The 23,654-nt window shown below is 61.7% G+C and carries 20 protein-coding genes and 1 tRNA gene; 13 read left to right on the forward strand and 8 right to left on the reverse strand.

Going from position 1 to position 23,654, the window contains the following annotated elements; genetic code table 11:
- Nucleotides 1–109 precede the first annotated feature (109 nt).
- The 5 genes from betI (at nucleotide 110) to betB (ending at nucleotide 6,415) form a co-directional block, all read left to right on the forward strand.
- Nucleotides 110–700, forward strand: coding sequence for a transcriptional regulator BetI (betI, locus tag HGP13_RS26735; RefSeq protein WP_172230949.1), 591 nt, complete (start codon nucleotides 110–112; stop codon nucleotides 698–700).
- Complete coding sequence (betC, locus tag HGP13_RS26740) at nucleotides 697–2,226, forward strand: choline-sulfatase (protein ID WP_172230952.1); 1,530 nt, start codon at nucleotides 697–699, stop codon at nucleotides 2,224–2,226. Before betI ends, betC begins: the two co-directional genes overlap by 4 nt.
- Nucleotides 2,223–3,227, forward strand: coding sequence for a threonine/serine dehydratase (locus tag HGP13_RS26745; RefSeq protein WP_172230955.1), 1,005 nt, complete (start codon nucleotides 2,223–2,225; stop codon nucleotides 3,225–3,227). The genes betC and HGP13_RS26745 overlap by 4 nt, the downstream gene beginning before the upstream one ends.
- Nucleotides 3,220–4,872 carry a choline dehydrogenase gene (betA, locus tag HGP13_RS26750; RefSeq protein WP_172230958.1) on the forward strand — a complete coding sequence of 551 codons (1,653 nt, stop codon included), beginning with the start codon at nucleotides 3,220–3,222 and terminating at the stop codon, nucleotides 4,870–4,872. Before HGP13_RS26745 ends, betA begins: the two co-directional genes overlap by 8 nt.
- Nucleotides 4,873–4,951: 79 nt before the next feature.
- Complete coding sequence (gene betB, locus HGP13_RS26755) at nucleotides 4,952–6,415, forward strand: betaine-aldehyde dehydrogenase (protein WP_172230961.1); 1,464 nt, start codon at nucleotides 4,952–4,954, stop codon at nucleotides 6,413–6,415.
- A 14-nt stretch (nucleotides 6,416–6,429) separates the two neighbouring features.
- Here betB and HGP13_RS26760 read toward each other — a convergent pair whose 3' ends face one another.
- Together HGP13_RS26760 and HGP13_RS26765 are read right to left on the reverse strand one after the other, a co-directional pair.
- Nucleotides 6,430–6,873 carry a hypothetical protein gene (locus HGP13_RS26760; RefSeq protein WP_172230964.1) on the reverse strand — a complete coding sequence of 148 codons (444 nt, stop codon included), beginning with the start codon at nucleotides 6,871–6,873 and terminating at the stop codon, nucleotides 6,430–6,432.
- A gap of 211 nt (nucleotides 6,874–7,084) precedes the next feature.
- Nucleotides 7,085–9,322, reverse strand: a complete 2,238-nt coding sequence (locus HGP13_RS26765; RefSeq protein ID WP_172230967.1) for an AGE family epimerase/isomerase — start codon at nucleotides 9,320–9,322, stop codon at nucleotides 7,085–7,087.
- Between the two features lie 190 nt (nucleotides 9,323–9,512).
- Here HGP13_RS26765 and HGP13_RS26770 point away from each other — a divergent pair.
- Together HGP13_RS26770 and HGP13_RS26775 are read left to right on the forward strand one after the other, a co-directional pair.
- A tRNA-Pro gene (locus HGP13_RS26770) sits at nucleotides 9,513–9,589 on the forward strand.
- A 481-nt stretch (nucleotides 9,590–10,070) separates the two neighbouring features.
- Nucleotides 10,071–11,774: an adenylate/guanylate cyclase domain-containing protein gene (locus HGP13_RS26775; protein ID WP_172230970.1), complete on the forward strand. Its 1,704-nt coding sequence runs from the start codon at nucleotides 10,071–10,073 to the stop codon at nucleotides 11,772–11,774.
- Between the two features lie 536 nt (nucleotides 11,775–12,310).
- Here the strand turns inward: HGP13_RS26775 and HGP13_RS26780 are convergent.
- The 4 genes from HGP13_RS26780 to HGP13_RS26795 all read right to left on the reverse strand — a co-directional run bounded on the left by HGP13_RS26780 (nucleotide 12,311) and on the right by HGP13_RS26795 (nucleotide 16,580).
- Nucleotides 12,311–12,673: a hypothetical protein gene (locus tag HGP13_RS26780; protein ID WP_172230973.1), complete on the reverse strand. Its 363-nt coding sequence runs from the start codon at nucleotides 12,671–12,673 to the stop codon at nucleotides 12,311–12,313.
- A gap of 143 nt (nucleotides 12,674–12,816) precedes the next feature.
- Complete coding sequence (locus HGP13_RS26785) at nucleotides 12,817–13,887, reverse strand: HD domain-containing phosphohydrolase (RefSeq protein ID WP_172230976.1); 1,071 nt, start codon at nucleotides 13,885–13,887, stop codon at nucleotides 12,817–12,819.
- Between the two features lie 3 nt (nucleotides 13,888–13,890).
- On the reverse strand, nucleotides 13,891–16,080 hold the full coding sequence (locus tag HGP13_RS26790) for an ATP-binding protein (RefSeq protein ID WP_172230979.1): 2,190 nt from the start codon (nucleotides 16,078–16,080) through the stop codon (nucleotides 13,891–13,893).
- Complete coding sequence (locus HGP13_RS26795) at nucleotides 16,077–16,580, reverse strand: molybdopterin-dependent oxidoreductase (RefSeq protein WP_172230982.1); 504 nt, start codon at nucleotides 16,578–16,580, stop codon at nucleotides 16,077–16,079. The genes HGP13_RS26790 and HGP13_RS26795 overlap by 4 nt, the downstream gene beginning before the upstream one ends.
- A gap of 303 nt (nucleotides 16,581–16,883) precedes the next feature.
- Between HGP13_RS26795 and HGP13_RS26800 the strand changes: the two genes are divergently transcribed.
- The gene (locus tag HGP13_RS26800) at nucleotides 16,884–17,315 is read left to right on the forward strand and encodes a potassium channel family protein (RefSeq protein WP_172230985.1); all 432 of its coding nucleotides are present in this window, start codon (nucleotides 16,884–16,886) and stop codon (nucleotides 17,313–17,315) included.
- Nucleotides 17,316–17,327: 12 nt separating this feature from the next.
- On the opposite strand, the gene hemN is transcribed toward HGP13_RS26800, so the two are convergent.
- Complete coding sequence (gene hemN / locus HGP13_RS26805; RefSeq protein ID WP_172230988.1) at nucleotides 17,328–18,677, reverse strand: oxygen-independent coproporphyrinogen III oxidase; 1,350 nt, start codon at nucleotides 18,675–18,677, stop codon at nucleotides 17,328–17,330.
- 161 nt (nucleotides 18,678–18,838) lie between these two features.
- Here hemN and HGP13_RS26810 point away from each other — a divergent pair, with 161 nt between their 5' ends.
- A complete protein-coding gene (locus tag HGP13_RS26810; protein WP_172234858.1) occupies nucleotides 18,839–19,567 on the forward strand; it encodes a Crp/Fnr family transcriptional regulator in 729 nt (242 codons plus the stop codon).
- A 2-nt stretch (nucleotides 19,568–19,569) separates the two neighbouring features.
- On the opposite strand, the gene HGP13_RS26815 is transcribed toward HGP13_RS26810, so the two are convergent.
- Entirely contained in the window at nucleotides 19,570–20,025 is a 456-nt protein-coding gene (locus HGP13_RS26815) for a hemerythrin domain-containing protein (RefSeq protein WP_348647151.1), read from the reverse strand.
- 207 nt (nucleotides 20,026–20,232) lie between these two features.
- Here HGP13_RS26815 and ccoN point away from each other — a divergent pair, with 207 nt between their 5' ends.
- The 4 genes from ccoN to ccoP are packed head-to-tail and all read left to right on the forward strand — an operon-like array spanning nucleotide 20,233 to nucleotide 23,613.
- Nucleotides 20,233–21,843, forward strand: a complete 1,611-nt coding sequence (ccoN, locus tag HGP13_RS26820) for a cytochrome-c oxidase, cbb3-type subunit I (RefSeq protein ID WP_172230991.1) — start codon at nucleotides 20,233–20,235, stop codon at nucleotides 21,841–21,843.
- 10 nt (nucleotides 21,844–21,853) lie between these two features.
- Nucleotides 21,854–22,585, forward strand: coding sequence for a cytochrome-c oxidase, cbb3-type subunit II (ccoO, locus tag HGP13_RS26825; RefSeq protein WP_172230994.1), 732 nt, complete (start codon nucleotides 21,854–21,856; stop codon nucleotides 22,583–22,585).
- A gap of 12 nt (nucleotides 22,586–22,597) precedes the next feature.
- Nucleotides 22,598–22,747 carry a cbb3-type cytochrome c oxidase subunit 3 gene (locus HGP13_RS26830; protein WP_172230997.1) on the forward strand — a complete coding sequence of 50 codons (150 nt, stop codon included), beginning with the start codon at nucleotides 22,598–22,600 and terminating at the stop codon, nucleotides 22,745–22,747.
- A 2-nt stretch (nucleotides 22,748–22,749) separates the two neighbouring features.
- Nucleotides 22,750–23,613: a cytochrome-c oxidase, cbb3-type subunit III gene (gene ccoP, locus HGP13_RS26835; RefSeq protein ID WP_172231000.1), complete on the forward strand. Its 864-nt coding sequence runs from the start codon at nucleotides 22,750–22,752 to the stop codon at nucleotides 23,611–23,613.
- Nucleotides 23,614–23,654: the final 41 nt, after the last annotated feature.

Consider the following 23,654-nt stretch of genomic DNA (forward strand, 5'->3'; position numbering starts at 1 on the left):
GTGAAGGGCCGGAACAAGACAATCGCTTGGTACAGGTCGCAGCGGCGTCGATTTTTTATTGATTGACCCGTCAATAAAAAATAATCTCCGCGCAAAAATTGGGAACGACATGCCAAAAGTCGGAATGGAGCCACTGCGCCGCAAGGCGCTCATCGACGCGACGATCTCGGCGATCGGCGAGCGCGGCTCGCTGGACGTGACCATGTCCGAGATCGCCGGTCGCGCCGGCGTGTCATCTGCACTTGCCCATCACTATTTCGGTGCCAAGGACGAGCTGCTGCTGGCAACGATGCGGCACATCCTGGCCGAACTGACCATCGACATGCGCCGCGCCCTGCAATCCGCCGCGTCCCCGCGCGAACGCGTCTCGGCGGTGGTGGCCGTCAACTTCTCCGACATCCAGTTCCAGCCGCAAACCATCGCCGCCTGGCTCGCCTTCTATGTCGAGGCGCAGAAATCGTCCGCGCTGCGCCGGTTGCTCAGGGTCTATGCACGGCGGCTGCACTCGAACCTGATGAGCGGGCTGACCGGCATCCTGCCGAGGGCAGAGGCCGACCGTGCCGCCGAAGCGACAGCAGCGATGATCGACGGGCTCTACATCAGGCGGGCACTGAAGGACGGCGTGCCCGACGCCGCGACCGCGATCGCGCTGGTCGAGGACTATCTCGAAACCAAACTCGGCGAGCGGCATAAACAGTGACAGCGAAGCGACCCAATTTCCTAATCGTCATGGTCGATCAGCTCAACGGGACTTTCTTTCCCGATGGGCCGGCAGCGTTTCTGCACGCGCCGCATCTGAAAGCGCTGGCTGCACGTTCGGCTCGTTTCAAGAATAACTACACGGCGTCACCGCTCTGCGCGCCGGGCCGCGCCTCGTTCATGAGCGGCCAGTTGCCGTCGCGCACCGAGGTCTACGACAACGCCGCCGAATTCGCCTCGTCGATCCCGACCTTTGCGCATCACCTGCGCGCCGATGGCTATCACACGGTGCTGTCAGGCAAGATGCATTTCGTCGGCCCGGACCAGTTGCACGGCTTCGAGGAGCGGCTGACCACCGACATCTACCCGGCTGATTTCGGCTGGACGCCGGACTATCGCAAGCCCGGCGAGCGCATCGACTGGTGGTACCACAATCTGGGTTCGGTGACCGGCGCCGGCGTCGCCGAAATCAGCAACCAGATGGAGTATGACGACGAGGTCGCCTTCCACGCGGTGCAGAAACTCTACGACTTCGCCCGCGTCTCCGACGATGCCGCGCATCGGCCCTGGTGCCTGACCGTTTCCTTCACCCATCCGCACGACCCTTATGTGGCGCGGCGGCAATATTGGGATCTTTATGAGGATTGCCCGGCGCTCGAGCCGGAGATTGGCTTCATTCCCTACGACAAGCAGGACCCGCATTCACAGCGGCTCTACAAGGCTTCCGATTACGACAGTTTCGACATCACGGCCGAGCAGGTCCGCCGCTCGCGGCGCGGCTATTTCGCCAACATCTCTTATCTCGACGACAAGGTCGGCGAATTGCTGTCGGTGCTGGAACGCACGCGGATGCTCGACGACACGATCATCCTGTTCTGCTCGGATCATGGCGACATGCTCGGCGAACGCGGTCTGTGGTTCAAGATGTGCTTCTTCGAGGGCTCGGCGCGGGTGCCGCTGATGATCGCCGGCAAGGGCGTACTGGCCGGCCTGATCGAGTCACCGGTTTCCAATCTCGACGTGACGCCGACGCTGTGTGATCTCGCCGGCATCGACATGAGCGCGATCGCGCCATGGACCGATGGCCAGTCGCTGCTGCCGCTGCTCAAAGGCAAAGGGCGCACGGCACCGGTGCTGATGGAATATGCAGCCGAAGGCTCCAACGCGCCTTTGGTGGCGATCCGCGATGGCCGCTACAAATTCGTCCATTGCGAGATCGATCCGCCGCAACTCTACGATGTCGAAGCCGACCCGCATGAATTGCGCAATCTCGCCGCCGACCCGGCGCATGCCGGTGTGGTGTCGGCTTTCCTGGAAAAGGTCCGGGCGCGCTGGGACATGGCGGCCTTCGACGCCGCCGTGCGTGCCAGTCAGGCGCGGCGCTGGGTGGTCTATCCCGCGCTGCGCAACGGCAAGCACTACCCCTGGGAGTTCCAGCCGCTGCAGAAGGCCTCGGAACGCTACATGCGCAACCACATGGATCTCAACGTGCTCGAAGAGCAGAAACGGTTTCCGCGAGGCGAATGATGACAAACCTTCTCGTTCCCTCCCTCGATCACCTCAAGCAGGCCTACGCCGTCACATCCAAGGCGACGCAGATCACGCCGCTGCTGGAATCGGCGGCGCTTGCCCGTGAGACCGGTGCTGCCCGCGTCTTCATCAAGCCGGAATCGCTGCAATGGGCGGGATCCTTCAAGGTGCGCGGTGCCTACTGGCGGCTGAAGCAGCTGTCGGTTGACGAAGCCAAGAAGGGTGTCGTCGCCTATTCCTCCGGCAATTTCGCGCAAGGGCTGGCCGCCGCCGGCCAGGCGCTCGGCATTCCGGTCACCATCGTCATGCCGATCGACGCGCCGGCCGCCAAGCGTGACGCGACGGCGGGCTATGGCGCGCGCGTCATGCTGACCGATCACGGCGATCGCGCGCGAGAAGAGGTCGCCGCCGCCAAGGCGCGCGAGATTGCCGAGACCGAGGGACTGGCCCTGCTGCACCCCTTCGACGATCCGGAGATCGTCGCCGGCCAGGCGGGTGCCGGGCTCGAAGCGCTCGACCAGCTAGCCGCCAAGGATGCCAGCGCCGACCTGTTGTTCTGCTCGGTCGGCGGTGGCGGGTTGATCGGCGGCGTTTCGCTCGCCTTCCACTATCTGTCGCCGGCGACCGAGATCGTCGGCGTCGAGCCGGAAGGTTTCAACGGCATGGGCTCATCACTGGCGCATGGCAGCATCGAGACGATGCCGATCGGCCCGAAGTCGATCTGCGACGGGCTGATGTCGCGACGGCCGGGTGATGCGCCGTTCGCGGCCGTCAAGACCGCTGGCGTTCGCGGCATCACCGTCGACGACCAGTCGGTGCGCAGCGCCATGCGGATCGCCTTCGAGCGGATGAAGCTGGTGCTGGAGCCGTCAGGTGCGGCGTCGCTGGCGGCGCTGCTCGGCGGCAAGGTGGATGTGAAGGACAAGACCGTCCTTGTGGTGGCAACCGGCGGCAATGTCTCGCTCGCCGATTTTATGGCGCATATGAACCATGCTTGAAGCGGATTTCGTCATCATCGGCTCCGGCTCGGCCGGCTCGGCCATGGCCTATCGCCTGTCGGAGGACCGCAAGCATTCGGTGATCGTCATCGAGTTCGGCGGCACTGATGTCGGGCCATTGATCCAGATGCCTTCGGCGCTGTCGATCCCGCTCAATATGAGCCTCTACGACTGGGGTTTTGCCAGCGAACCGGAGCCGCATCTCGGCGGCCGTGTGCTGGCAACGCCGCGCGGCAAGGTGATTGGCGGTTCATCCTCGATCAACGGCATGGTGTATGTGCGCGGCCACGCCCGTGATTTCGACCATTGGGCCGAAGAAGGCGCGGCGGGCTGGGGCTTTGCCGACGTGCTCCCCTATTTCAAGCGCATGGAAGACAATGACGGCGGCGAGGATGGCTGGCGCGGACACGGCGGGCCGCTGCACGTGCAGCGTGGCTCGCGCAAGAATCCGCTCTATGGCGCGTTCGTCGAAGCCGGCCGCCAGGCCGGATTCGAACTGACCGACGACTACAACGGCGCCAAGCAGGAGGGCTTTGGGCCGATGGAGCAGACCATCCGTGGCGGCCGCCGCTGGTCGGCGGCATCGGCCTATCTGAAGCCGGCGTTGAAACGCAAGAATGTTAGCCTGCTCAAGGGTTTCGCCCGCCGGGTGATTATCGAGAATCAACGCGCCGTCGGCGTCGAGATCGAGGCTCACAAACAGATTCAGGTCGTTAAGGCGCGACGTGAGGTGATCATCGCCGCGTCGTCGATCAATTCGCCAAAAATCCTGCTGCTGTCCGGCATCGGACCGGCCGAGCATTTGCGCGAAAACGGTATTGCCGTCGTAGCCGACAGGGCCGGCGTCGGCCGCAACCTGCAGGACCATATGGAACTCTACATCCAGCAGGAATCGACCAAGCCGATCACGCTGAATTCGGTGCTCAATCCATTCTCGAAAGCATTGATCGGCGCGCAGTGGCTGTTCTTCAAGTCCGGCCTTGGCGCCACCAACCATTTCGAGGCCGCTGCCTTCGTGCGCTCGCGCGCCGGCGTCGACTACCCTGATATCCAGTACCATTTCATTCCGGCCGCGGTCCGCTATGACGGCAAGGCGGCGGCGAAGTCGCATGGCTTCCAGGCGCATGTCGGGCCGATGCGCTCGAAGTCGCGCGGCTCGGTGACGCTGCGCTCGCCGGATCCGAGATCGAAACCGGTGATCCGCTTCAACTACATGTCGCATCCGGACGACTGGACCGAGTTCCGTCACTGCATCCGGCTGACCCGAGAGATCTTTGGGCAGTCGGCCTTCGACGCCTATCGCGGCAAGGAAATCTCGCCGGGCAGCGATGTGCAGTCGGATGACGATCTCGATGTCTTCATTCGCGACCATGCCGAGAGCGCCTACCATCCCTGCGGCACCTGCAAGATGGGCCGCGCCGACGATCTGATGAGCGTCGTCGATCCAGAATGCCGGGTCATCGGCGTCGACGGCTTGCGGGTCGCGGACTCTTCGATCTTCCCGCGTGTCACCAACGGCAATCTCAACGCACCGTCGATCATGACCGGCGAGAAGGCGTCCGACCACATTCTTGGCCGCACGCCGCTGGCGCCGTCCAACCAGGAACCGTGGATCAATCCGCGCTGGCAGACCTCGGACAGATAGCGCATGATCCACACGACAAATCGAGCTGCCCGATAGATTGAGCCGCCCATTGGGCGCCGGACCACTTGGAGAAACTCCCATGCGCGCCCAGCCCACGGCATCGCACTATGTCAACGGACGCTATATCGACGACGAGCAAGGCGCGCCGCTGCCGGTGATCTATCCGGCAACCGGCGAGGTCATCGCCATGCTTCGCTCGGCGACGCCGAATGTGCTGGAACTCGCCATCGAGGCCGCGCGGGCCGCGCAGCCGGCCTGGGCGCGGCTGAAGCCGGTCGAGCGCGGTCGGATCCTGCGCCGCGCCGCCGACATTCTGCGCGCCCGCAACGCCGATCTCGCCCGCATCGAGACGCTCGACACCGGCAAGGCGATCCAGGAAACGCTGGTGGCCGACGCGCCTTCGGCCGCGGACTGCCTTGAATATTTCGGCGGTGCGGTCGCCGCCTACAATGGCGAGTCGGTCGACCTCGGCGGACCCTTCGCCTACACGCGGCGCGAGGCGCTCGGCGTCTGCGTCGGCATCGGCGCCTGGAACTACCCGATCCAGATCGCCGGCTGGAAATCGGCGCCGGCGCTCGCCATGGGCAACGCCATGGTGTTCAAGCCGTCGGAAAACACGCCGCTGTCGGCACTGGCGCTGGCCGAGATCTACAGCGAGGCCGGCCTGCCCGACGGGCTGTTCAACGTCGTGCAGGGCTATGGTGATGTCGGTGCGGGCCTCGTCGGCCATGATGTCGTCGCCAAGGTTTCGGTCACCGGCTCGGTGCCGACCGGGCGCAAGGTGCTGTCGCTTGCTGGTTCGAAGATGAAGCACGCGACAATGGAGCTCGGCGGCAAGTCGCCGCTGATCGTCTTCGACGATGCCGACATCGAAAACGCCATCGGCGGCGCCATGCTCGGCAATTTCTATTCGACCGGCCAGATCTGCTCCAACGGCACGCGCGTCTTCGTGCAGAGCGGCATCCACGACCGCTTTGTCGAGCGATTGGTGGAGCGGACGAAAAAGATCCGCATCGGCGATCCGCTCGACCCCGAGACCCAGATGGGTCCGCTGGTGTCGAAAACACAGCACGACAAGGTTGTCGGCTATATCAAGATCGGCAAAGAGGATGGGGCTGTTCTGGCCTGCGGCGGCAATGTTCCCTCGCTGCAAGGTTTTGACGGCGGCTTCTTCGTCGAGCCCACGGTCTTCACCGGTGTTACCGACAGCATGCGGATCGCGCGCGAGGAGATTTTCGGGCCGGTCATGAGCGTGCTGAAATTCGATGGCGAGGACGAGGTGATCGACCGCGCCAACGACACCGAATTCGGCCTTGCCGCCGGCGTCTTCACCCGCGACCTGCCGCGCGCCCACCGCGTCATCGCCGAGCTGCAGGCCGGCACCTGCTGGATCAATGCCTACAATCTGACACCGGTGGAAATCCCCTTCGGCGGCTTCAAGCAGTCAGGCATCGGCCGCGAAAACTCGCTGGCGGCACTGGCGCTCTATTCGCAGCTGAAGTCGATCTATGTCGAGACCGGGGACGTGGCGAGCCCGTATTGATCAAGATGCCTAATTCAGGGGCTATAGGGTAAAGCTGATCCGCGAAGTTTGCCGCCATTTTCCGTTACAAGCGCAACCATCACCTTGCCGATTTTCAGCTCATCCTGATCCAGGGTCGATAACAACACTCTGATGTTGGACTTGAAGCCTTCTTTGAATGAACCACCAAAACGGAAACGATTCCTGCTGACATAAACCGGCTGCCTGAACGTCAAATACGCTAATGTGGCATTGCTGTCGGATGAAACCCTGATCGATTCGACGTTGTTCCACGGTACTATCGATGGCAATTGGCGACGGTCCTGCAAGCCTTCCCTGCTGAGGACGAGCAGAGGTTGACTTGAACTTGCATCGCGGATCATGGCTGCAAGAAGCCCCGTTCCGAAAACACTCAACACCGCGCTGAACAAGAACGCAAAACAATATCCGACGCCGCTCAAAATCTCCCAAAGCTTCATACTACCTATCGATAGGATCAAGTACCTTACTGTCGAGCCAAAAAATAAAATACTAAATATAGAATACAACAAAATTGAGAATGTAAACTTCCCTCGCGCTTCAAGTGGAAGCTCTACTTCTACAGGCGGAATTCCTTGTGTTTTCCAGAGAGTCGTATCCCCCGGAATCTGAACACTTCGCAATCTTTCGCCCTCAGCCTCCGACACCGGCTCACCCCTCCCCCGCCGTCCCATCCAGATACTGCGTCAGCGCACAGACCAGATGATAGAAGATACTGGCCGGCACGTCGGATGCCAGCGAGCGGCCGCGTTCGTCGATGCGGTCGATCCACAGGCCGAGCGGGGCCGGGTCGATGTGCCATCGGAACAGCCGGCCGACGCGTTCCTCGATCTCCGGCTTCAGATCGGGTCCGCCCGAAGCGTCCAGCGCAATCGCCGCCTTGACCGCTTCGGCCTGTGGCCAGCTGCGCGAGATCAGGTCCAGCGGCAGGCCTTGCCGGGAGACGGCGCCATAGGCCAGGCCGGTGGCGCGGTTGAGGCCATTGGCGATAGCCGAGGCATAGAGTTTTCGGGCGAAGCCGCTCAGCTCGGCCTGGCCGCTGCGTCCGGCGAAATCGACCAGCAGCGAAGCCCATTCGAAGTGATGGCCGGGCTCGGTCAAGGCGCCCTTCTCACCGGCCGACGGCTTCCACTCGTCATCAAAATATTCCCCCAGCGTCCAGCTTTCCCGGTCGAAGAAATGGCTGCGGAAGAGATCGATGATGCGTGCCGCGCGGCGCAGATGGGCGCGCTCGCCGGTTGCCTGATGCCAGGCCAGGAACGCTTCGAGCAGATGCATATGCGGGTTGGAGCGGCGCTCGCCCTCGCCGTCCGACGTTTCGAGGAAACCGGTCATGCGACGATCCTCGAGATGGGCATCGAGGAAGGCGAAGGTTTCTTCGCCGAGCCGCAAGGCATCTGGATTGCCAGACATATGCGCATGCGCTAGCGCCAGGAGCACGCAGGAATGATCGTAGGCATCCTCGGTGGCGTCGGCCACCGAGCCATCGACATGCAGGGTGCGCACCCAGCCGCCTTTGTCGGTGCGGCCATTTCTGATCATGAACTCGATACCGTGGCTGATCAGCCGGTCGGCCGGACCGTCCCAGCCGCGCGCGCTGGCGACCGCGAAGGCATAGACCTGCCTGGCCATCGTGCGCATGCGCTTGGGTTTCATCAGCGGCGCGCGATCAAAACCGAGCGCTTCATGGAAACCGCCATGGCGTTCGTCGACACCCGATGTCGACCACAGCGGCAAGGTCTCCTGAAACAGCCAGTGGTGCACACGCCGCCGCCAGGCGCCGCTTTCGATGACGCGGTCATGTGCCGGCGTGAACCTGGTTTCCAGCCGGCCCGATTTTTCGAGCTGCTCGACGATCTTCTTGACGTGCTGGCTGTGGCTGACCGGCGCGACGAAAGTGGCATCCGCGGTCGAAACGATGGCGACATCCTTCATGCCGATCGCCGACAGCAGGCGGCCATCACTGCGGATGTAGGAATTCTCGCAATCGATGGCGACGACATCGCCGATGACGACATTGCCGTGGTCGTCGGCCGGGCCGACGTCGAGCAGCGATTGCCAGGAGCCGAGATCGTTCCAGCGGAAGTCGGCCGGCACCATGGCAATGCCTTGCGCTCGCTCCATGATGGCATAGTCGATCGAGATCGAGGGGATGGTCTCATAGAGTTCCAGCGGCATATAGAGGCCGGACAGGTCCGATGTCGCCGCCTTGTAGGCGGCTTCGGTGGCCTGCCAGATGTCGGGCTCGAAGGCGGCGAAGGCGTCGCGCATGGCAACGGCGCGAAACAGGAAGATGCCGGTGTTCCAGTAAAAGCTTTCCGCCTTGAGATAGGCCTGCGCCGTCGCCAGGTCCGGCTTCTCGACGAAACGCGTGACATCGAAGATGCCACCCTGCGCGCCCGCCACCTCTATATAGCCATAGCCGGTTTCGGGCTGTGTCGGTTTGATGCCGAACACCACGAGCCGGCCGGCACTTGCCGCCTCGGCGCCTGCCTCGACGCCCTGCCAGAATTGCCCTGGGGTCGATATTTCGTGGTCCGACGGCACGACCAGGACCAGGCTGTCGCCGAATTCGGACAGGGTGCGCAGCGTTGCCAGTGCAATCGCGGCCGCGGTGTTGCGCCCCGTGGGCTCGAACAATGGACCACCGCCGGCGAGATCGAGGCCGGCCAGGTCGGCATGGACACGATCGGCATGGCGCTCGGAGGCGATCAGGAAGATCGGCGTTTCACCGGCCGACCTTGCCGTCAGCCGGCGCAAGGTCTTGGCCAGCATGGAGCCATCGCCGGAAAAATCGTGAAACTGCTTGGGATTGTCCTCGCGCGACAGCGGCCAGAGCCGCGAACCAACGCCGCCGCTCATGACAAAACTGACGATCCGTTCGGTCATTGGGGGTCTCGCTCAGAAGCCAGTTGATGGCCCGGTTGCTAGCACACAAGCTTTAAGCGGTGTTAGTCCGATTGGGAACGCGGTGGATGCCAGCCATGCTCGTGGCGAAAGCTGATGAAATGCGACAGAAGGGATGCCATTGCCGCTTGCACGAACGAAGTGTGGCGGCTATAAGCCCGCGGTCTGGTCACGGAGTGTAGCGCAGCCTGGTAGCGCACCTCGTTCGGGACGAGGGGGTCGCAGGTTCAAATCCTGCCACTCCGACCAGAAATAACAATGACTTAGGCATCCCGAAGATTGCCTACCCCACAGAAAAACTGCAAAGGCATCTAGGCCGCTGATGCAGACGAACAGACGGAAGCCGAACGACCGCTTTCGGAGAACGCATCGCCATCTGGAAGGGCCGAAATTGGAAGCAAGCTGCCGTTCAAAAGGTAGCACGCTTGGAAGTTCGTGCCGACGCGCTATCTGGCGCATGTGCCAGAAGTCGCTGCCTTCAAAGCTATCCAAAAACCGAATCTAGTGTCCCACTTTGTCCATAGGCAACCGCAATTTGGGCTGACACGCGACGGAGAAAGTTCGAAAAGCTTCCAGGAACCCCAGGCGATTTGGCCGTATCGAACTGCCACCACGTCGTGGAATGGCAGGCGGCAAGGCTTGGTTGACTGATTGTCGCCGCCGGCAAATCTTGACCAGAAGGCGCTATTGCCGGCGTGTTTTGGTCCGCGAATCGTTCAAGGCACTGGAAATGAGCCAATCACAGATCCCAGCAGCACGGCCCGGATGGCTGCCGGACGCGTGGCTCCGCAACGCACGGCTGGTGTCCGGCCTTGTGCTGATGGCGTTCGTGACGCTGCATTTCCTGAACCATGCGTTGCTCCTGATCTCGCTTGAAGCAGCGGATAAGGGGCGCGCGGTGTTCCTGCTGATCTGGCGCAACCCGGCCGGGACGCTGCTCCTCTACGGCGCGGTCGCCACGCATCTCGTTCTGTCGCTGCTGGCGCTCTACCAACGCCGCACGCTGGTTATGCCGATGCGAGAGTGGGCACAGATACTGCTCGGCCTCGCCATCCCGCTTCTGATTGCCGAGCACGTGGTCGGCACGCGTGCCATGCACGCCCTCTATGAGGCCAACGACACTTACGAGTTTGTGGTGCGCTCGCTATGGATCCTGACACCGCAGGTCGGGGTGCGGCAGGCGATCGCGGTGGTCGTCATCTGGGCACATGGCTGCCTCGGCCTCTACTTCTGGCTGCGATATCGTCGGTGGTATGCGCGCACCGCCTCGGCCCTGCTGGTCCTGGCGGTGCTGGTTCCGGTGCTGGCGCTGCTCGGTTTCGCTAGCGCCGGAAAGGAGGTCTCGGCGATGGGACCGCCTCAGTCGCAGCCCATCGAGCCAGCCCTTTTCGACCGGGCGTTGGCGACCAAGGAGCGCATGGACAGCAGCATCTATGCCGGCTTTGCGGGACTGATCGTCCTGGTGCTGGCGGCGCGCATCGTTCGCGACCGCATCGAGCGACGCAACCTGATCGAGGTGCGCTATGCCGGCGGGCGCAAGGTGCGCATTCCCCGCGGCTACAGCGTGCTCGATGCCAGCCGGCTGGGCGGCATCGCGCATTATGCCGTGTGCGGCGGGCGCGGACGCTGCTCGACCTGCCGCATCCGGGTGCTCGACGGCCTGGCCGAGCAACCGGAGCCCGGTCCGATCGAAGCGGCGACCCTGCGCCGCATCGCGGCGGACGGCGATGTGCGGCTCGCCTGCCAACTCAGGCCGCGCCGCGATCTTCGCGTCGCGCCGCTGCTGTCGCCACCGGTCACGGCGGAGAGCCCATTCGCCGCAACCGCCGGCGATCCAGGCCACGAGAAGGTCGTGGCCGTGATGTTCTGCGACATGCGCGGCTTCACGGCGATGGCCGACCAGCGCCTGCCGTTCGACGTAGTCTTCCTACTCAACCGCTATTTCGGCGTGATCGGCCGAGCCGTCGAAAGCTCAGGCGGCCGCGTCGACAAGTTCGTCGGCGATGGCGCCATGGCGCTGTTCGGGCTGGAGACGACGCCCGGCGAGGCATGCCGCAACGCACTTTCTGCCGCCAGCGCCATCGTCGAAGGGGTTCGCGCCCTCAGCGACGACCTTGCCGAGGAACTGCGCGCCACCATCAAGGTCGCGATCGGCATCCATGTCGGCCAGGCGATCGTCGGCTCGATGGGCTACGGCGCGGTCATGAACGTGACCGCGATCGGCGACACTATCAACGTCGGCAGCCGGCTGGAGGCCGCAGCGAAGGAATTCGAGGCGGAGATCGTTGTCTCCGAAGCGGCGGTGCGGCTTTCGGGCATGGACCTACCCGGCGCGGAGGCGCGCGAGATCGACATCCGCGGCCGCGCGCGCCCTCTCGGCGTGCTGGTCGTGCCGCGCGGCGCGGCGGTGCCGATCGCCTTGCCGGCAAAATGAGATAAGGCCGACTCGAAATGCCCGCCTAGCACACTCCCTACGATGCCGGAGGTCAGTCGGCGCGAGCCGGATCGAGCGTCATCTGCTAGAGTTCGTTGTCGCGCGATTCATCAGGCGGATAGTGCCCTTCGCGCCAAAGGGTGGCGCGTCGGATCCGGCTTCGCCAGCGCAAGCCCGTCAACCTGGAGGCGGCGCAGGCCGTCAAGCAGGTCGGGAAGGCCAAGGCGGCTTTCTCCGAGCTGTTCGCAGAAGCCAGCAAGGGTCCCGCCAACTAGAGTTCTCTTTTCACGGACACCCCTCCGTTTCGGCGATGTCCGGAGGGAAGGCCAGACAGACCAAGGGAGAGGTCCGCCCTGTTTCATTTTCGGGTCCATCTTCTGGCCGACAAACAGGCTCCGCAAGAACGGTAGGCATTCCCGAATGAAAGAACCACCACAAACCGCGTGCGGTTGCGATAGCGTGAAGGATGGGGCTCGGGTCGCAAGAGCCGAGGTGAGTTCTATCAACGTTCCGGTCGGCGCCATGGCCGGCCTTCATCACAGACTCTGAATCGCCTTGGATAGCGCCACACGAACATCCATCACGGAGGGGTCCGAAGCGGCGACTGAGGGCAACGGATCTACCGCGAGGACCTTGACCGCGTTGTCACCATTTTCCGACAGCAGCACGTTACACCAGACAGATGTAGCCACTCCGTTTCTTCCTTCAAACATAACATCGGGATTGGATACGCCCAGCACCCGAAAGCCGCCCGTTCTGGAGCCGTCCTGGGCACGTTTCTGACTTCTCATTCCAACGGACTGAACCACTTTGAAACCGTGATTGGCCAATTTCTCGCTGACATAAGGGACGGCTTTGGCAAGCGACATGCGTAGCATCTTGCTGATACCATTGGACATAAGTTGGTGCGCTCCCGTGCCAATTTGGCCGATTTCGCACGCAAGCGACTGGTTCAGCATTGATCTGGCGCAATCGTGTCCTGCTGAAGTAAGACGCAAGGAGACTAAGCGTTGACAAGCGCCCGAGCGCATAAGCCTTGGGCTCAAGCCACGTAACGCCTCTCGGCCGGGTCGTCAGGATATGCCGCCTTCACGTCCAGGAACTCCTCGGATGCGGCCTGCAGCGCCCGGACGCATTCCGGATCGAACTGCGCTCCAGATTGCTCCCTGATATAGGCAAACGCCCGATCGACAGGCCAAGCATCCTTGTAGGTCCGGTCAGAGGTAAGGGCATCGAAAACATCGGCGACGGCGGCAATGCGTCCGACCAGCGGAATGGACTCGCCCCTCAATCCGTTTGGATATCCCGTCCCGTCCCAGCGCTCGTGATGGGTTTCAGCAATCTTCGCGGCGAGTTGAAGCAGTGCGCATGTCGATCCTGCAAGGATAGCGCCACCGATCCGCGTGTGCTCGTTCATTCGCAGTTTTTCAGCGGCACTGAGTTGTTCCTGCTTGAGCAGGATGGAATCGGAAATACCGACCTTGCCGATGTCGTGCATCGGCGCCGCAAGCAGGATGTCGCGGCATTGGTCGGCGGAGAAGCCGAGATGCCTGGCCAGGACCGAACTGTAGTGCGCCATCCTGATCGTGTGCATTGCGGTTTCCCGGTCTTTGTAACCGGCGGCGAGCGTCAGGCGCCGGATGATTTCTTCCTCGCGCTCGCGCAACTCCTGCGTGGCCTTGTCCACTTCAACCTTCAGCCACTCCGCCCGATGAACGAGGTCTCTTTGCGCTTCACACAACCGGACCAGGTTCCTCATACGAGCCTTGAACTCCACTGGCTCGACGGGTTTGTGCAGAAACTCGGTAGCGCCGGCATGAATCGCATCGATGCGCGTGCCGGCGTCGCCATCGGCCGTCACCATCACGAACGGCGTATCGGCAAAGCGGCGCTCGGAGCGGATGCGCTCGATGAGTTCGATACCGTCGATGCCCGGCATCTGATAGTCGACGATGCCGAGATCGAACGCTATCGTGGGTAAGTCGCGCAGCACGTCAACCGGCGCCGAATAGCTGATAGCCACACAATTCGGGATTTGGCCGACCAGCATTTCCATCAGCATCCGGCTGGTCCGGTTGTCTTCCACGATCAATATTCTGATGGCTCCGTCCATTACCTAGGCGGCCCTCTTCTCGCTGCGGTCGATACGAGCCATTTCGCGCTCGATATTCCTCGTCAGTTCGACGTCGAGGGGATGCGCGCGTCCCTCCTCCACCATCGCTGCGAGCGACGCCAGCCCGATGTTCGCCGCGGCGCCCTTGAGCGAATGCAGGGTCCTGTCCGCGAGCGTCCGATCGCTGGTCGACATTGCGCGATGCAAGTCGCACAGCAGCGCCGCGGAGTCTTCCAGGAACGAATCCATCAGACGATGGAAGGCGTCCTTTCCAAGAATCTCGATCAATTCCTGGGTGCGTAGCTGTTCGCAAGCGTCGCCCTGGTGGGATTCGTCATCGCGCAGGCGCGCAGGATGGGTTGCCGTCCTGACGGCGTCTCCTGCAAGGCCGGCCAACAGATCCTCGAGCCTCGCCACGGTAATCGGCTTGGCCTCAAACCCGTTCATGCCGGCCGCGATGCAGCGCCTACGATCTTCATCGGACGCATTCGCGGTCATGGCAATGATAGGCACGCCGTCGCCCGCCGCCCTGATGGCCCGGGTGGCTTCGATGCCATCCATGATGGGCATCTGCATGTCCATCAGGATCAGGCTGAACATGCCTTCGGATGCAAGCCGCACCCCTTCACGGCCATCCGCAGCGAAGGTGACATGTTGCCCCAACAGTTCGAGGAATTGCTGTGCCACCTCGCGGTTTATCGGATTGTCCTCAACCACCAGGATGTCGAACGATGGCAGCACAACAGCCTGTGTTTTCGGGACATCCGGTGCATCGCTGCGCTGAGCCGGCACCTCGAACCAGAAGCAGCTCCCGACTCCTGGGGCGCTGTCGACACCGATCGTGCCGCCGAGCCCCTCGACCACTTTCTTGCAGATGGCGAGGCCGAGGCCGGTGCCCCCGAAGCGCCGGCTGATCGTGCCATCGACCTGGCTGAAAGGCATGAACAGGCGATGGCGTGATTCTAGCGGAATGCCAATGCCCGTATCCGACACCTGGAAGCGCAACCATGTCCCGTCTCGACTCTCGGCCATGCTGAGCCGTATCAGCCCATTCTCGGTGAATTTGACGGCGTTGCTCAACAGGTTGAGCAGCACGCGCCGCAGGCGCGTCGGGTCGCCGACATACCATCCTGACTGGGCCACGCAACCGTTCGATATCTCGATACGGTCGCGCTGCTCTCCCGCCCTGCCCTCCATGACGTTGGCTACGTCCCGCAGCATTGCGGGCGCATCGAAGGGAACCGTCTCGGCAGCGAGGTCGCCGTGCTCGATCTTGGCGAAGTCGAGTATCTCGTTGATGACTTCCAGCAACGCCTCGCCCGAAGTGTTGATGACGCGGACGCTCTCACGGTCTCGAGCGGCAAGTTGAGAACGGGAAAGCAGTTCAGACATGCCAAGGATGGCGTTCAGCGGTGTTCGAATTTCATGCCCGATGGTGGCCATGAATTCTGATTTGGCGCGGTTGCCGATCTCTGCCGCTCGATAGGCAGTCGACAGTTCGTCGGCCGTTGTCTCGAGTTGTCGGCTCGTCAACTGGACGATACGCAGTTGCCGCATGAGGTTGAGGATCAGGAGCGCAATCGAGCAGCCAAGCGCCATGACGACGGTTGCGGAAAGCTGCTGCAGCCGCATGACCTCGTCGCGTGCGTCGGCGCGCGCGGCCGAAACCGAGGCATTGGTGTAGCTGAGCAGCGACTCGGTGATTTTCAGCAGGCCGCCAAGCGTTTCCGAGGCGTTGACCAGAGTGGTAGGATCAACCATTTCGTCAGCGGCGATGCGGTCGAAGACCGGCTCAAGGCCAACGACGATGTCGCGCACTTGGCTGCGCACGCCGCGAAAGGTCTCACTGGCTTCAAAGAACGAAGCATATTTGGCGTTGTCGAGGATCGAGAGCCGCGAATAGAGGATATCATAGCGCAGGTTGAGCGCCCGGACCTCATCTGCGCCGACGCTGCTCTTGCCAGCCAGCTTCTCCGTCGCCTGCGCGAGTGTTCGGCTTTCACGGTCGAGCTGATAGACAGCCCACAAGGCGTCCTCGCGAATGCCATCCTGCAGCGTGTTTTGCCGGGCTGCCAGGTGAGCGAAGGCACCCCCCAATGCAACCATGAGCCCGACTGACACCACGATCAGATAGCGGGTCGCCTTACCCGCCGTGCGAACCGCCTCGCGACTTTCGATCAGTTCGGGTTTCAATCGACGACCTCGATTTCCTTGATCTGCCAAACCGAGCGCGAGAAGTATTTCTCATTGTAGAGTTCGTGGTTCCTGTCGAAAGGGTAGATCATGAACAGCGGACCCTTGTCGCGAACCGACATTGGCTTTCCATTCATCTTGAGGGCGAGGATGGTCTCGTAGTCGGTGGCGTCCGTCATCGGAACGTCGGCAGAATAGTCGTTGAGGGCTTTGATCCTCAGTGTTTTGCCGTGAGCGCCTGCTGCCTCGAGAACTGCTTGCAGGTAGGGACCGTCGAACTCCGTGGCGCCGTCCGTCCATGGCGTGTCCATGATCGCCTGCCGACCGGCGAGCGCCTGTAGCATCGCCAGGTCGAAGGTCGCTGCATTTGCAGTGTTGGTGTTTTGTATATCGCCGGTAATCGTAAGAATGACCGCGCCCTTCGGCGCCTCCAGGGATGCACACATCGCACTGGACACCGGCAGTGCGCCAAGCAACGCAGCCGCAATCAGGAATTTCATCGAATTGTCTTTCGGTTGCCGGCGCTGGTCGCGGCAGCAGGCACGAGATGCGACGGTGGCGTCGCTATGGTGCAATGAAATTGCAACCGCCGGCCTCAAACCGGCACGGACGGGCGGCATCATGCCTTCGCCTTGTGGCGATCGTCCGAGGTAATAACTTGGTCTTACTGGTGACAGATTTCGATTCGGTAAAAGCTATTTGAGGGATTGTGCATATCGTCAAATTGTGGCTGGCAGCCGCGCAGACCTGTCTGGATTGATTTCGCGCAAGGTGAGTTGCGGTTGCGACGCTAAGCTTCGGGCATGCTCGTGAACCTGCTTGTCGGCACAATCGCCATTAGTCTGACGGTCCTTGTTCACACCTTTGGCCTCATCGCAGTCACCCATGCGATGACCCATATGGTTGCGCATTTCCGGATGCATGGCCGCCGTAGCCGCATTGTCGCAATGATCAGCGTGGTAATGGGGCTCTTCGCCGTCATGACCGCCGAGGTCTGGCTCTGGGCAGGCCTATACAGGTTGCTGGAGATTTTCGACGACTTCGAAACCGCGCTCTACTTCTCGACCATTACGTTTTCGACAGTCGGCTACGGCGACATCGTGCCGGCCCATGCGTGGCGTATCCTGGCGGCGCTCGAGGGCGTGAACGGGTTCCTGCTCATCGGCTGGTCGACCGCCTATTTGATCGCGGCCGGCACCCGCATCGGCCCATTCAAGGCTGGCGAACACTTCTGACCGGGCCGACGCTCAAACCGCCGCTGAATGCCTGGCTTTGCCGACTTCGAGATATTTGTCGAACTTCGCCGCGACGCTTCTGACAAAGGGGCGGTTTTCCGCCGGCACGACGAAGCGGTCACCATCAAGTTCAAGCAACCCCTCGGGGTCACGAAGCGCGGTGGAGCTTGCCTTGAGCAGAAGTCTTTGGCCGGCCTCGCCAAAGCGCTCCACCAACTCGATCGCCGAGAAGGCGAAGTCGCACATCAGCCTCTCGATGATCCAGCCGCGAACGCGGTCGTCTTGGGAAAGCGCGATACCGCGGACAGCCGCCAGCCCACCGTCCGAGACCATGCGTCCGTATTCCGCAGTCGACGGCATGTTCTGCGCGTAGCCTTGGCGAAATTGACTGATTGATGAGGGGCCGAGGCCGATCAGTGTTTCGCAGCGATCCTCGGTATAGCCTTGGAAATTGCGGCGCAAGCAGCCGGTTCGGGCCGCGACGGCCAACGCATCGTTGGGCTTGGCGAAATGGTCGAAGCCGACAGCTTCATATCCCGCGTTCAGCATAAGACAAGCGGCCAGTTGCGATTGAGCAAACCGCTCTGCCGGACCCGGCAACCATGCCTCGTCGATCATCGTCTGATGTTTCTTGAACCACGGCACATGCGCGTAGCCAAACAATGCCACCCGATCCGGTTCCAGGGTCAACGCCTGCGCGACCGTAGAGGAGACGCTCTCACTGGTCTGATGTGGCAAGCCATAGAGCAGGTCCAGATTGACCGATGCGACGCCGCGCGCGCGAACCCCGTCCACGACCGCCTTGGTTTGCAGAAAGCTCTGCTCGCGGTTGATCGCCTTCTGTACCTTCGGGTCAAAATCCTGGACGCCTAGGCTCGCCCGGGTCATGCCGATCTCGGCAAGAGCGTCGAGGCGGGCGTCATCCATATCGTTGGGATCGATTTCGACGCTGATCTTGGCGTCGGGAAGGAAGGCAAAGCTGTTGCGCAGAATAGTTCCCAGCGCCACCAAATCCTCCGGTTTGAGCATCGTCGGTGAACCACCGCCGAAATGCATGGCACGCACCTTGGCCTTATCTCGGACGAGACCGGCGACGGTTGCGATCTCGGCATGCAGTGACCGCAGATATTTGGTCACCGGCTCGTAGTGGCGTGTCTGCTTGGTATGGCAGGCACAGAACCAGCAGAGCCTGTCGCAGTAGGGGATATGCAGATAGAGCGAGATCTCGTCATCCTCGCCGAGCGCCTGCAGCCAGTCGCGGCAAACTGCACCGTCGACACCGGCATGAAAATGCGGCGCCGTTGGGTAGCTGGTATAACGCGGCACGTTCTCACCAAGTCTGGCAACTAAATCTGGCCGCATCTCGCAATCAACTCCGGGCTGTGTCGCGCGACATTGCTCACAAGGGGCAATAGCCGCCTTGATTTCGGTCAATGCTCATCGGCTGCGGACAAACTGCCGCAAGGGTTTTCTTGGACCGATGCTGTATCCTGCCGGCACCTTTGGTTCCTTGGACGACTACGATGACAGTGCGTCAGGATGTACACAGCGCCGGCATTCCCGTGCTTTGCCAGTCATGCGAAGCGCGGCACCATGGCGTTTGCGGCGCACTCGATCCGGACCAACTGGTGGGCCTCGCCAAGACCTCGTCAAAGCATACGGTTGAACCGGGCGTGGAATTGATTGGCGACGCCGAGACCGTCGACAGCTATTCGAATGTGCTTTCCGGCGTGGTCAAGCTCACAAAAAGCCTCTCGGACGGACGCCAGCAGATTGTCGGGCTTCAATTTGCTCCCGATTTTCTGGGCCGGCCCTTCAAGGTGGAAAGCGCGATCAACGCAGAAGCCGCCACTGCAGTCTCCCTGTGCTCGTTTCCAAAGGCCGCCATCGAACGGATGATGAAGGAATCGCCGGGCCTCGAGCACCGCCTTTTCAAGCAGACGCTGAAAGAACTCGACGACGCTCGCGACTGGATGGTGACGCTGGGCCGCAAGAATGCTTCGGAAAAGGTGGCGAGCTTTCTTCTGATGATCGCCAGGAACATCGACCCCGCGCTTGACCCGGCCGCCCAGTCGACAAGTTTCGACCTGCCATTGACCCGCGCCGACATCGCCGATTTTCTCGGTCTGACGATCGAGACAATCAGCCGCCAGTTAACCAGGCTGCGATCAGATGGCGTGATCCGGATCGAGAACAATCGGCATGTCACAGTCGGCAGCCTGAACCGGCTGCAGCGCCGCTCCGGCGCCTAGATTCAATCGACGATCCCGATCATCGGCAGGACATGCTCGCGCTCGAAGGCGATATGCCGGCGCAAGCTTTCGAAGAAGCCGCGCAGCATGAACCCGACGGCCTCGGCATTATCGATCGTCTTGCCGTGGCCGATCGCCAGCAAAATCTCGGTTACCTCACCGGCAAAGCATTCGTCCTCGACATGCTCGGCGCGCAACCGCCGGGCTGAATCAAGGTTGGCTTCGCTGCTGGCCAACGCGGTCTCGTAGGCCGGAAAGATGACTGTCTCTTCATATCGATGACTGTCGCGCAATAGCGGAACGATTGCGTTTGCCGCAGTCAGGCATGCCAAAGCATCGACCTTGGGCAGGGTATCCGCGATGCTTTCTAGGGCGTCGCAGAGCTGCAGCTTTTCCATATGCGCACGTCTCATCACCGCGGATGACGCCACCTGCATGCCGGGTCGACCTGCCCTCATTGTGCTGTTGCTGGCCGTCTGAAACGGCAACGACCCTCGTCCCTGCTCCGAGTTCAAAGGCAACCTCCTGGTCGTTTGCAGAACCAAGGCTGCCCAATTCAAAATCAAATGGCTTTGACATGGATCAAGGCGGCGACAACGTGACTGCTGAATTGCTGTCCCCGCGGATTGACGTCCGCACATCGGAGTCGACGTCGGGGACAAGTCATGAAGTTCGGCACGCACATCTTCGCTTTGAGCCTGTTCGCCTTTGCGGCTTTTGTAGCTGCCGGCTTCGGCGTGGACGAGCCCTTTCGCCAGCACATGTGGGTGCTGTTCATCGTGCTGCTGGGTTTCACAGCTGTTCTCCTACGCAACACGAGTTTCGCGCCGGCAGTCGCGGTCGATCCGTCAGCCTATATGGATGGTCCCATCCGCTACGGGGCCATCGCCACGATGTTCTGGGGTGTCGTCGGCATGCTGGTCGGCGTGGTCATCGCCCTACAGCTTGCCTATCCCGATCTCAACATCCAGCCCTGGTTCAATTTCGGCCGCTTGCGGCCCCTGCACACGTCAGGCGTCGTCTTCGCATTCGGCGGGAATGCCCTTCTCTGCACATCAATGTATGTCGTGCAGCGCACCTGCCGCGCTCGCCTGTTCGGTGGTGATCTCGCCTGGTTCGTCTTCTGGGGCTACCAGCTCTTTATCGTCATGGCGGCGACCGGCTATCTGCTCGGCATCACCGAGAGCCGCGAATACGCCGAACCTGAATGGTATGTCGACATCTGGCTGACCATCGTCTGGGTCGCCTATCTCATCCTGTTCCTTGGCACGATCCTGAAGCGCAAGGAGCCGCATATCTACGTCGCCAACTGGTTCTACCTGTCCTTCATCATCACCGTGGCGATGCTGCATGTGGTCAACAACCTGTCGATGCCGGTTTCACTTCTCGGCTCGAAGAGCTACTCCGCCTTCTCCGGCGTCCAGGACGCGCTGATACAGTGGTGGTACGGCCACAACGCGGTCGGCTTCTTCCTCACCGCCGGCTTCCTCGGCATGATGTATTACTTCGTGCCTAAGCAGGCGAACCGGCCGGTCTACTCCTACCGCCTCTCCATCATTCACTTCTGGGCGCTGATCTTCCTCTATATCTGGGCAGGCCCACACCATCTCCACTACACCGCCCTGCCCGACTGGGCGCAGACGCTCGGCATGGTGTTCTCGATCATGCTGTGGATGCCGTCATGGGGCGGCATGATCAACGGGCTGATGACACTGTCCGGTGCTTGGGACAAGCTGCGCACCGATCCGATCATCCGCATGATGGTGATGGCCATCGCCTTCTACGGCATGTCGACCTTCGAAGGTCCGATGATGTCGATCAAAACGGTCAATTCGCTGTCGCATTACACCGACTGGACGATCGGACACGTGCACTCCGGCGCGCTCGGCTGGGTTGGCATGATCTCGTTTGGCGCGATCTACTATATGGCGCCGAAGCTGTGGAACCGCGAACGGCTTTATTCGCTGCGGCTTGTCACCTGGCACTTCTGGCTGGCTACGCTCGGCATCGTCGTCTACGCCGCCGTGATGTGGGTGTCCGGCATCATGCAGGGCCTGATGTGGCGCGAATACGACGAGCAGGGCTTCCTGGTTTATTCCTTCGCTGAGACCGTCGCCGCCATGCATCCCTACTACGTCATGCGCGCCATCGGCGGAGCGATGTACCTCTCCGGCACCCTGATCATGGCCTGGAACATCGCCATGACGATCCTCGGCCACCAGCGCGAGGAGGAGCCGATGCCGGGCTCTGTTCCCGCCCTCCAGCCTGCACAGTAAGGAGCCAACAATGGGCTTGATGGAAAGACACGCGATCATCGAGAAGAACGCCACGCTTCTTCTCGTTGGCTCCCTTCTGGTAGTGACGGTCGGCGGCATCGTCGAGATCGCACCACTCTTCTATCTCGACAACACGATCGAGAAGGTCGAGGGCATGCGGCCCTACTCGCCGCTCGAACTCGCCGGCCGCAACATCTATGTGCGCGAGGGCTGCTACCTCTGCCACAGCCAGATGATCAGGCCGTTCCGCGACGAGGTCGAGCGCTACGGTCACTACAGCCTGGCGGCCGAGTCGATGTACGACCACCCTTTCCAGTGGGGATCGAAGCGAACCGGGCCGGACCTAGCCCGGGTCGGCGACCGCTACTCGAATATATGGCATGTTCAGCACCTTACGGATCCGCGTTCGGTGGTGCCGGAATCGATCATGCCGAGCTACGCGTTCCTGAAGGACGCACCGATCGAGGTGAAGGATTTCTCGACCCATCTAGTCGCCAACAGGCGGGTCGGCGTCCCCTACAACGATGACATGATCGCGCACGCCAATGCCGACCTCATGGCGCAGGCCGATCCCAACGCAGACACATCCGGCCTCGAAGCACGCTATCCGAAGGCGAAGGTCGGCGACTTCGACGGCAACCCGCAAAAGGTCACCGAAATGGATGCCCTCGTCGCCTATCTCCAGATGCTCGGCACGCTGGTTGACTTCAAGAACTACGACGATGCCGCGGGCTACCGCTGAGGAGTTCTATCCATGGAATACAATTTGATGCGGGAATTTGCCGACAGCTGGGGTCTGGTAGGCATGGCGCTTTTCTTTGTCGGGGCAATTGTCTTCGCCCTTCGTCCCGGCAGCCGCAAGCTGGCCGACGAGGCAGCCCGGATCCCCCTTGAGGATGACTGATCATGAGCAACGAGCATATCGACGAGGTCTCCGGCATCTCGACGACCGGTCACGAATGGGATGGCATCAGGGAACTAAACAACCCTCTGCCGCGCTGGTGGGTGTGGACGTTCTACATCACCATTGTCTGGGCGATCGGCTACACCATCGCCTATCCGGCATGGCCGCTGCTGCACTCGGCGACGAAGGGTGTACTCGGCTACTCCAGCCGTAACGACGTGGGGAACGAGCTGGCCGCGGCCGAGGTCGCCAAAGGCAAGTATGTCTCGGCAATTCAAGCGAAAACCGTTTCCGAGATCACCGCCGATGACGCATTGCGCGAATTCGCCCTCGCCGCCGGCGGCGCCGCGTTCAAGGTCAATTGCGTGCAATGCCACGGCTCCGGCGCCCAAGGTTCCAAAGGCTTTCCCAACCTGAACGACGATGACTGGTTGTGGGGCGGCAAGGCCGAGCAGATCCAGCAGACCATCACGCATGGCATCCGCTTCGTGTCGGACCCGGAGACGCGCACCTCGGAAATGCCGGCCTTTGGCGACATCATTACCGCCGATCAGATACGCCAGGTCAGCGCCTATGTGGCGAGCCTGTCCGGCAAGGTCCAGGATACAAGCCTGATCGAACCCGGCGCCAAGGTCTTTGCTGAGAATTGCGTGGCCTGTCACGGCGACAAGGCAAAGGGCAACAGGGAGTTCGGCGCCCCCGATCTGACCGATGCGATCTGGCTCTACGGGTCCGGCGAGACGGCAATCGCCACCCAGGTCCGCGCACCGAAACACGGCGTGATGCCGGCTTGGGGCGGCCGTCTCGGCGAGACCAAGGTCAAGGAACTTGCGGTTTACGTGCATTCGCTTGGCGGTGGAGAATAGCAACGGGGGTCTATTCTCTGGCCCTCACCGTGCAAGCGACG

The organism is Mesorhizobium sp. NZP2077, from assembly GCF_013170805.1.
In the GTDB taxonomy this organism is placed as follows: domain Bacteria; phylum Pseudomonadota; class Alphaproteobacteria; order Rhizobiales; family Rhizobiaceae; genus Mesorhizobium.

Coding starts and splice junctions, on each gene's coding strand:
- betI (WP_172230949.1), top strand. CDS start 110: ATGCCAAAAGTCGGAATGGAGCCACTGCGCCGCAAGGCGCTCATCGAC.
- ccoP (WP_172231000.1), top strand. CDS start 22,750: ATGAGCAACGAGCATATCGACGAGGTCTCCGGCATCTCGACGACCGGT.
- HGP13_RS26830 (WP_172230997.1), top strand. CDS start 22,598: ATGGAATACAATTTGATGCGGGAATTTGCCGACAGCTGGGGTCTGGTA.
- HGP13_RS26810 (WP_172234858.1), top strand. CDS start 18,839: ATGACAGTGCGTCAGGATGTACACAGCGCCGGCATTCCCGTGCTTTGC.
- HGP13_RS26745 (WP_172230955.1), top strand. CDS start 2,223: ATGATGACAAACCTTCTCGTTCCCTCCCTCGATCACCTCAAGCAGGCC.
- betB (WP_172230961.1), top strand. CDS start 4,952: ATGCGCGCCCAGCCCACGGCATCGCACTATGTCAACGGACGCTATATC.
- HGP13_RS26785 (WP_172230976.1), bottom strand. CDS start 13,887: ATGGACGGAGCCATCAGAATATTGATCGTGGAAGACAACCGGACCAGC.
- HGP13_RS26815 (WP_348647151.1), bottom strand. CDS start 20,025: ATGAGGGCAGGTCGACCCGGCATGCAGGTGGCGTCATCCGCGGTGATG.
- betA (WP_172230958.1), top strand. CDS start 3,220: ATGCTTGAAGCGGATTTCGTCATCATCGGCTCCGGCTCGGCCGGCTCG.
- HGP13_RS26800 (WP_172230985.1), top strand. CDS start 16,884: ATGCTCGTGAACCTGCTTGTCGGCACAATCGCCATTAGTCTGACGGTC.
- ccoN (WP_172230991.1), top strand. CDS start 20,233: ATGAAGTTCGGCACGCACATCTTCGCTTTGAGCCTGTTCGCCTTTGCG.
- HGP13_RS26780 (WP_172230973.1), bottom strand. CDS start 12,673: ATGTCCAATGGTATCAGCAAGATGCTACGCATGTCGCTTGCCAAAGCC.
- ccoO (WP_172230994.1), top strand. CDS start 21,854: ATGGGCTTGATGGAAAGACACGCGATCATCGAGAAGAACGCCACGCTT.
- HGP13_RS26795 (WP_172230982.1), bottom strand. CDS start 16,580: ATGAAATTCCTGATTGCGGCTGCGTTGCTTGGCGCACTGCCGGTGTCC.
- HGP13_RS26775 (WP_172230970.1), top strand. CDS start 10,071: ATGAGCCAATCACAGATCCCAGCAGCACGGCCCGGATGGCTGCCGGAC.
- HGP13_RS26760 (WP_172230964.1), bottom strand. CDS start 6,873: ATGAAGCTTTGGGAGATTTTGAGCGGCGTCGGATATTGTTTTGCGTTC.
- HGP13_RS26765 (WP_172230967.1), bottom strand. CDS start 9,322: ATGACCGAACGGATCGTCAGTTTTGTCATGAGCGGCGGCGTTGGTTCG.
- hemN (WP_172230988.1), bottom strand. CDS start 18,677: ATGCGGCCAGATTTAGTTGCCAGACTTGGTGAGAACGTGCCGCGTTAT.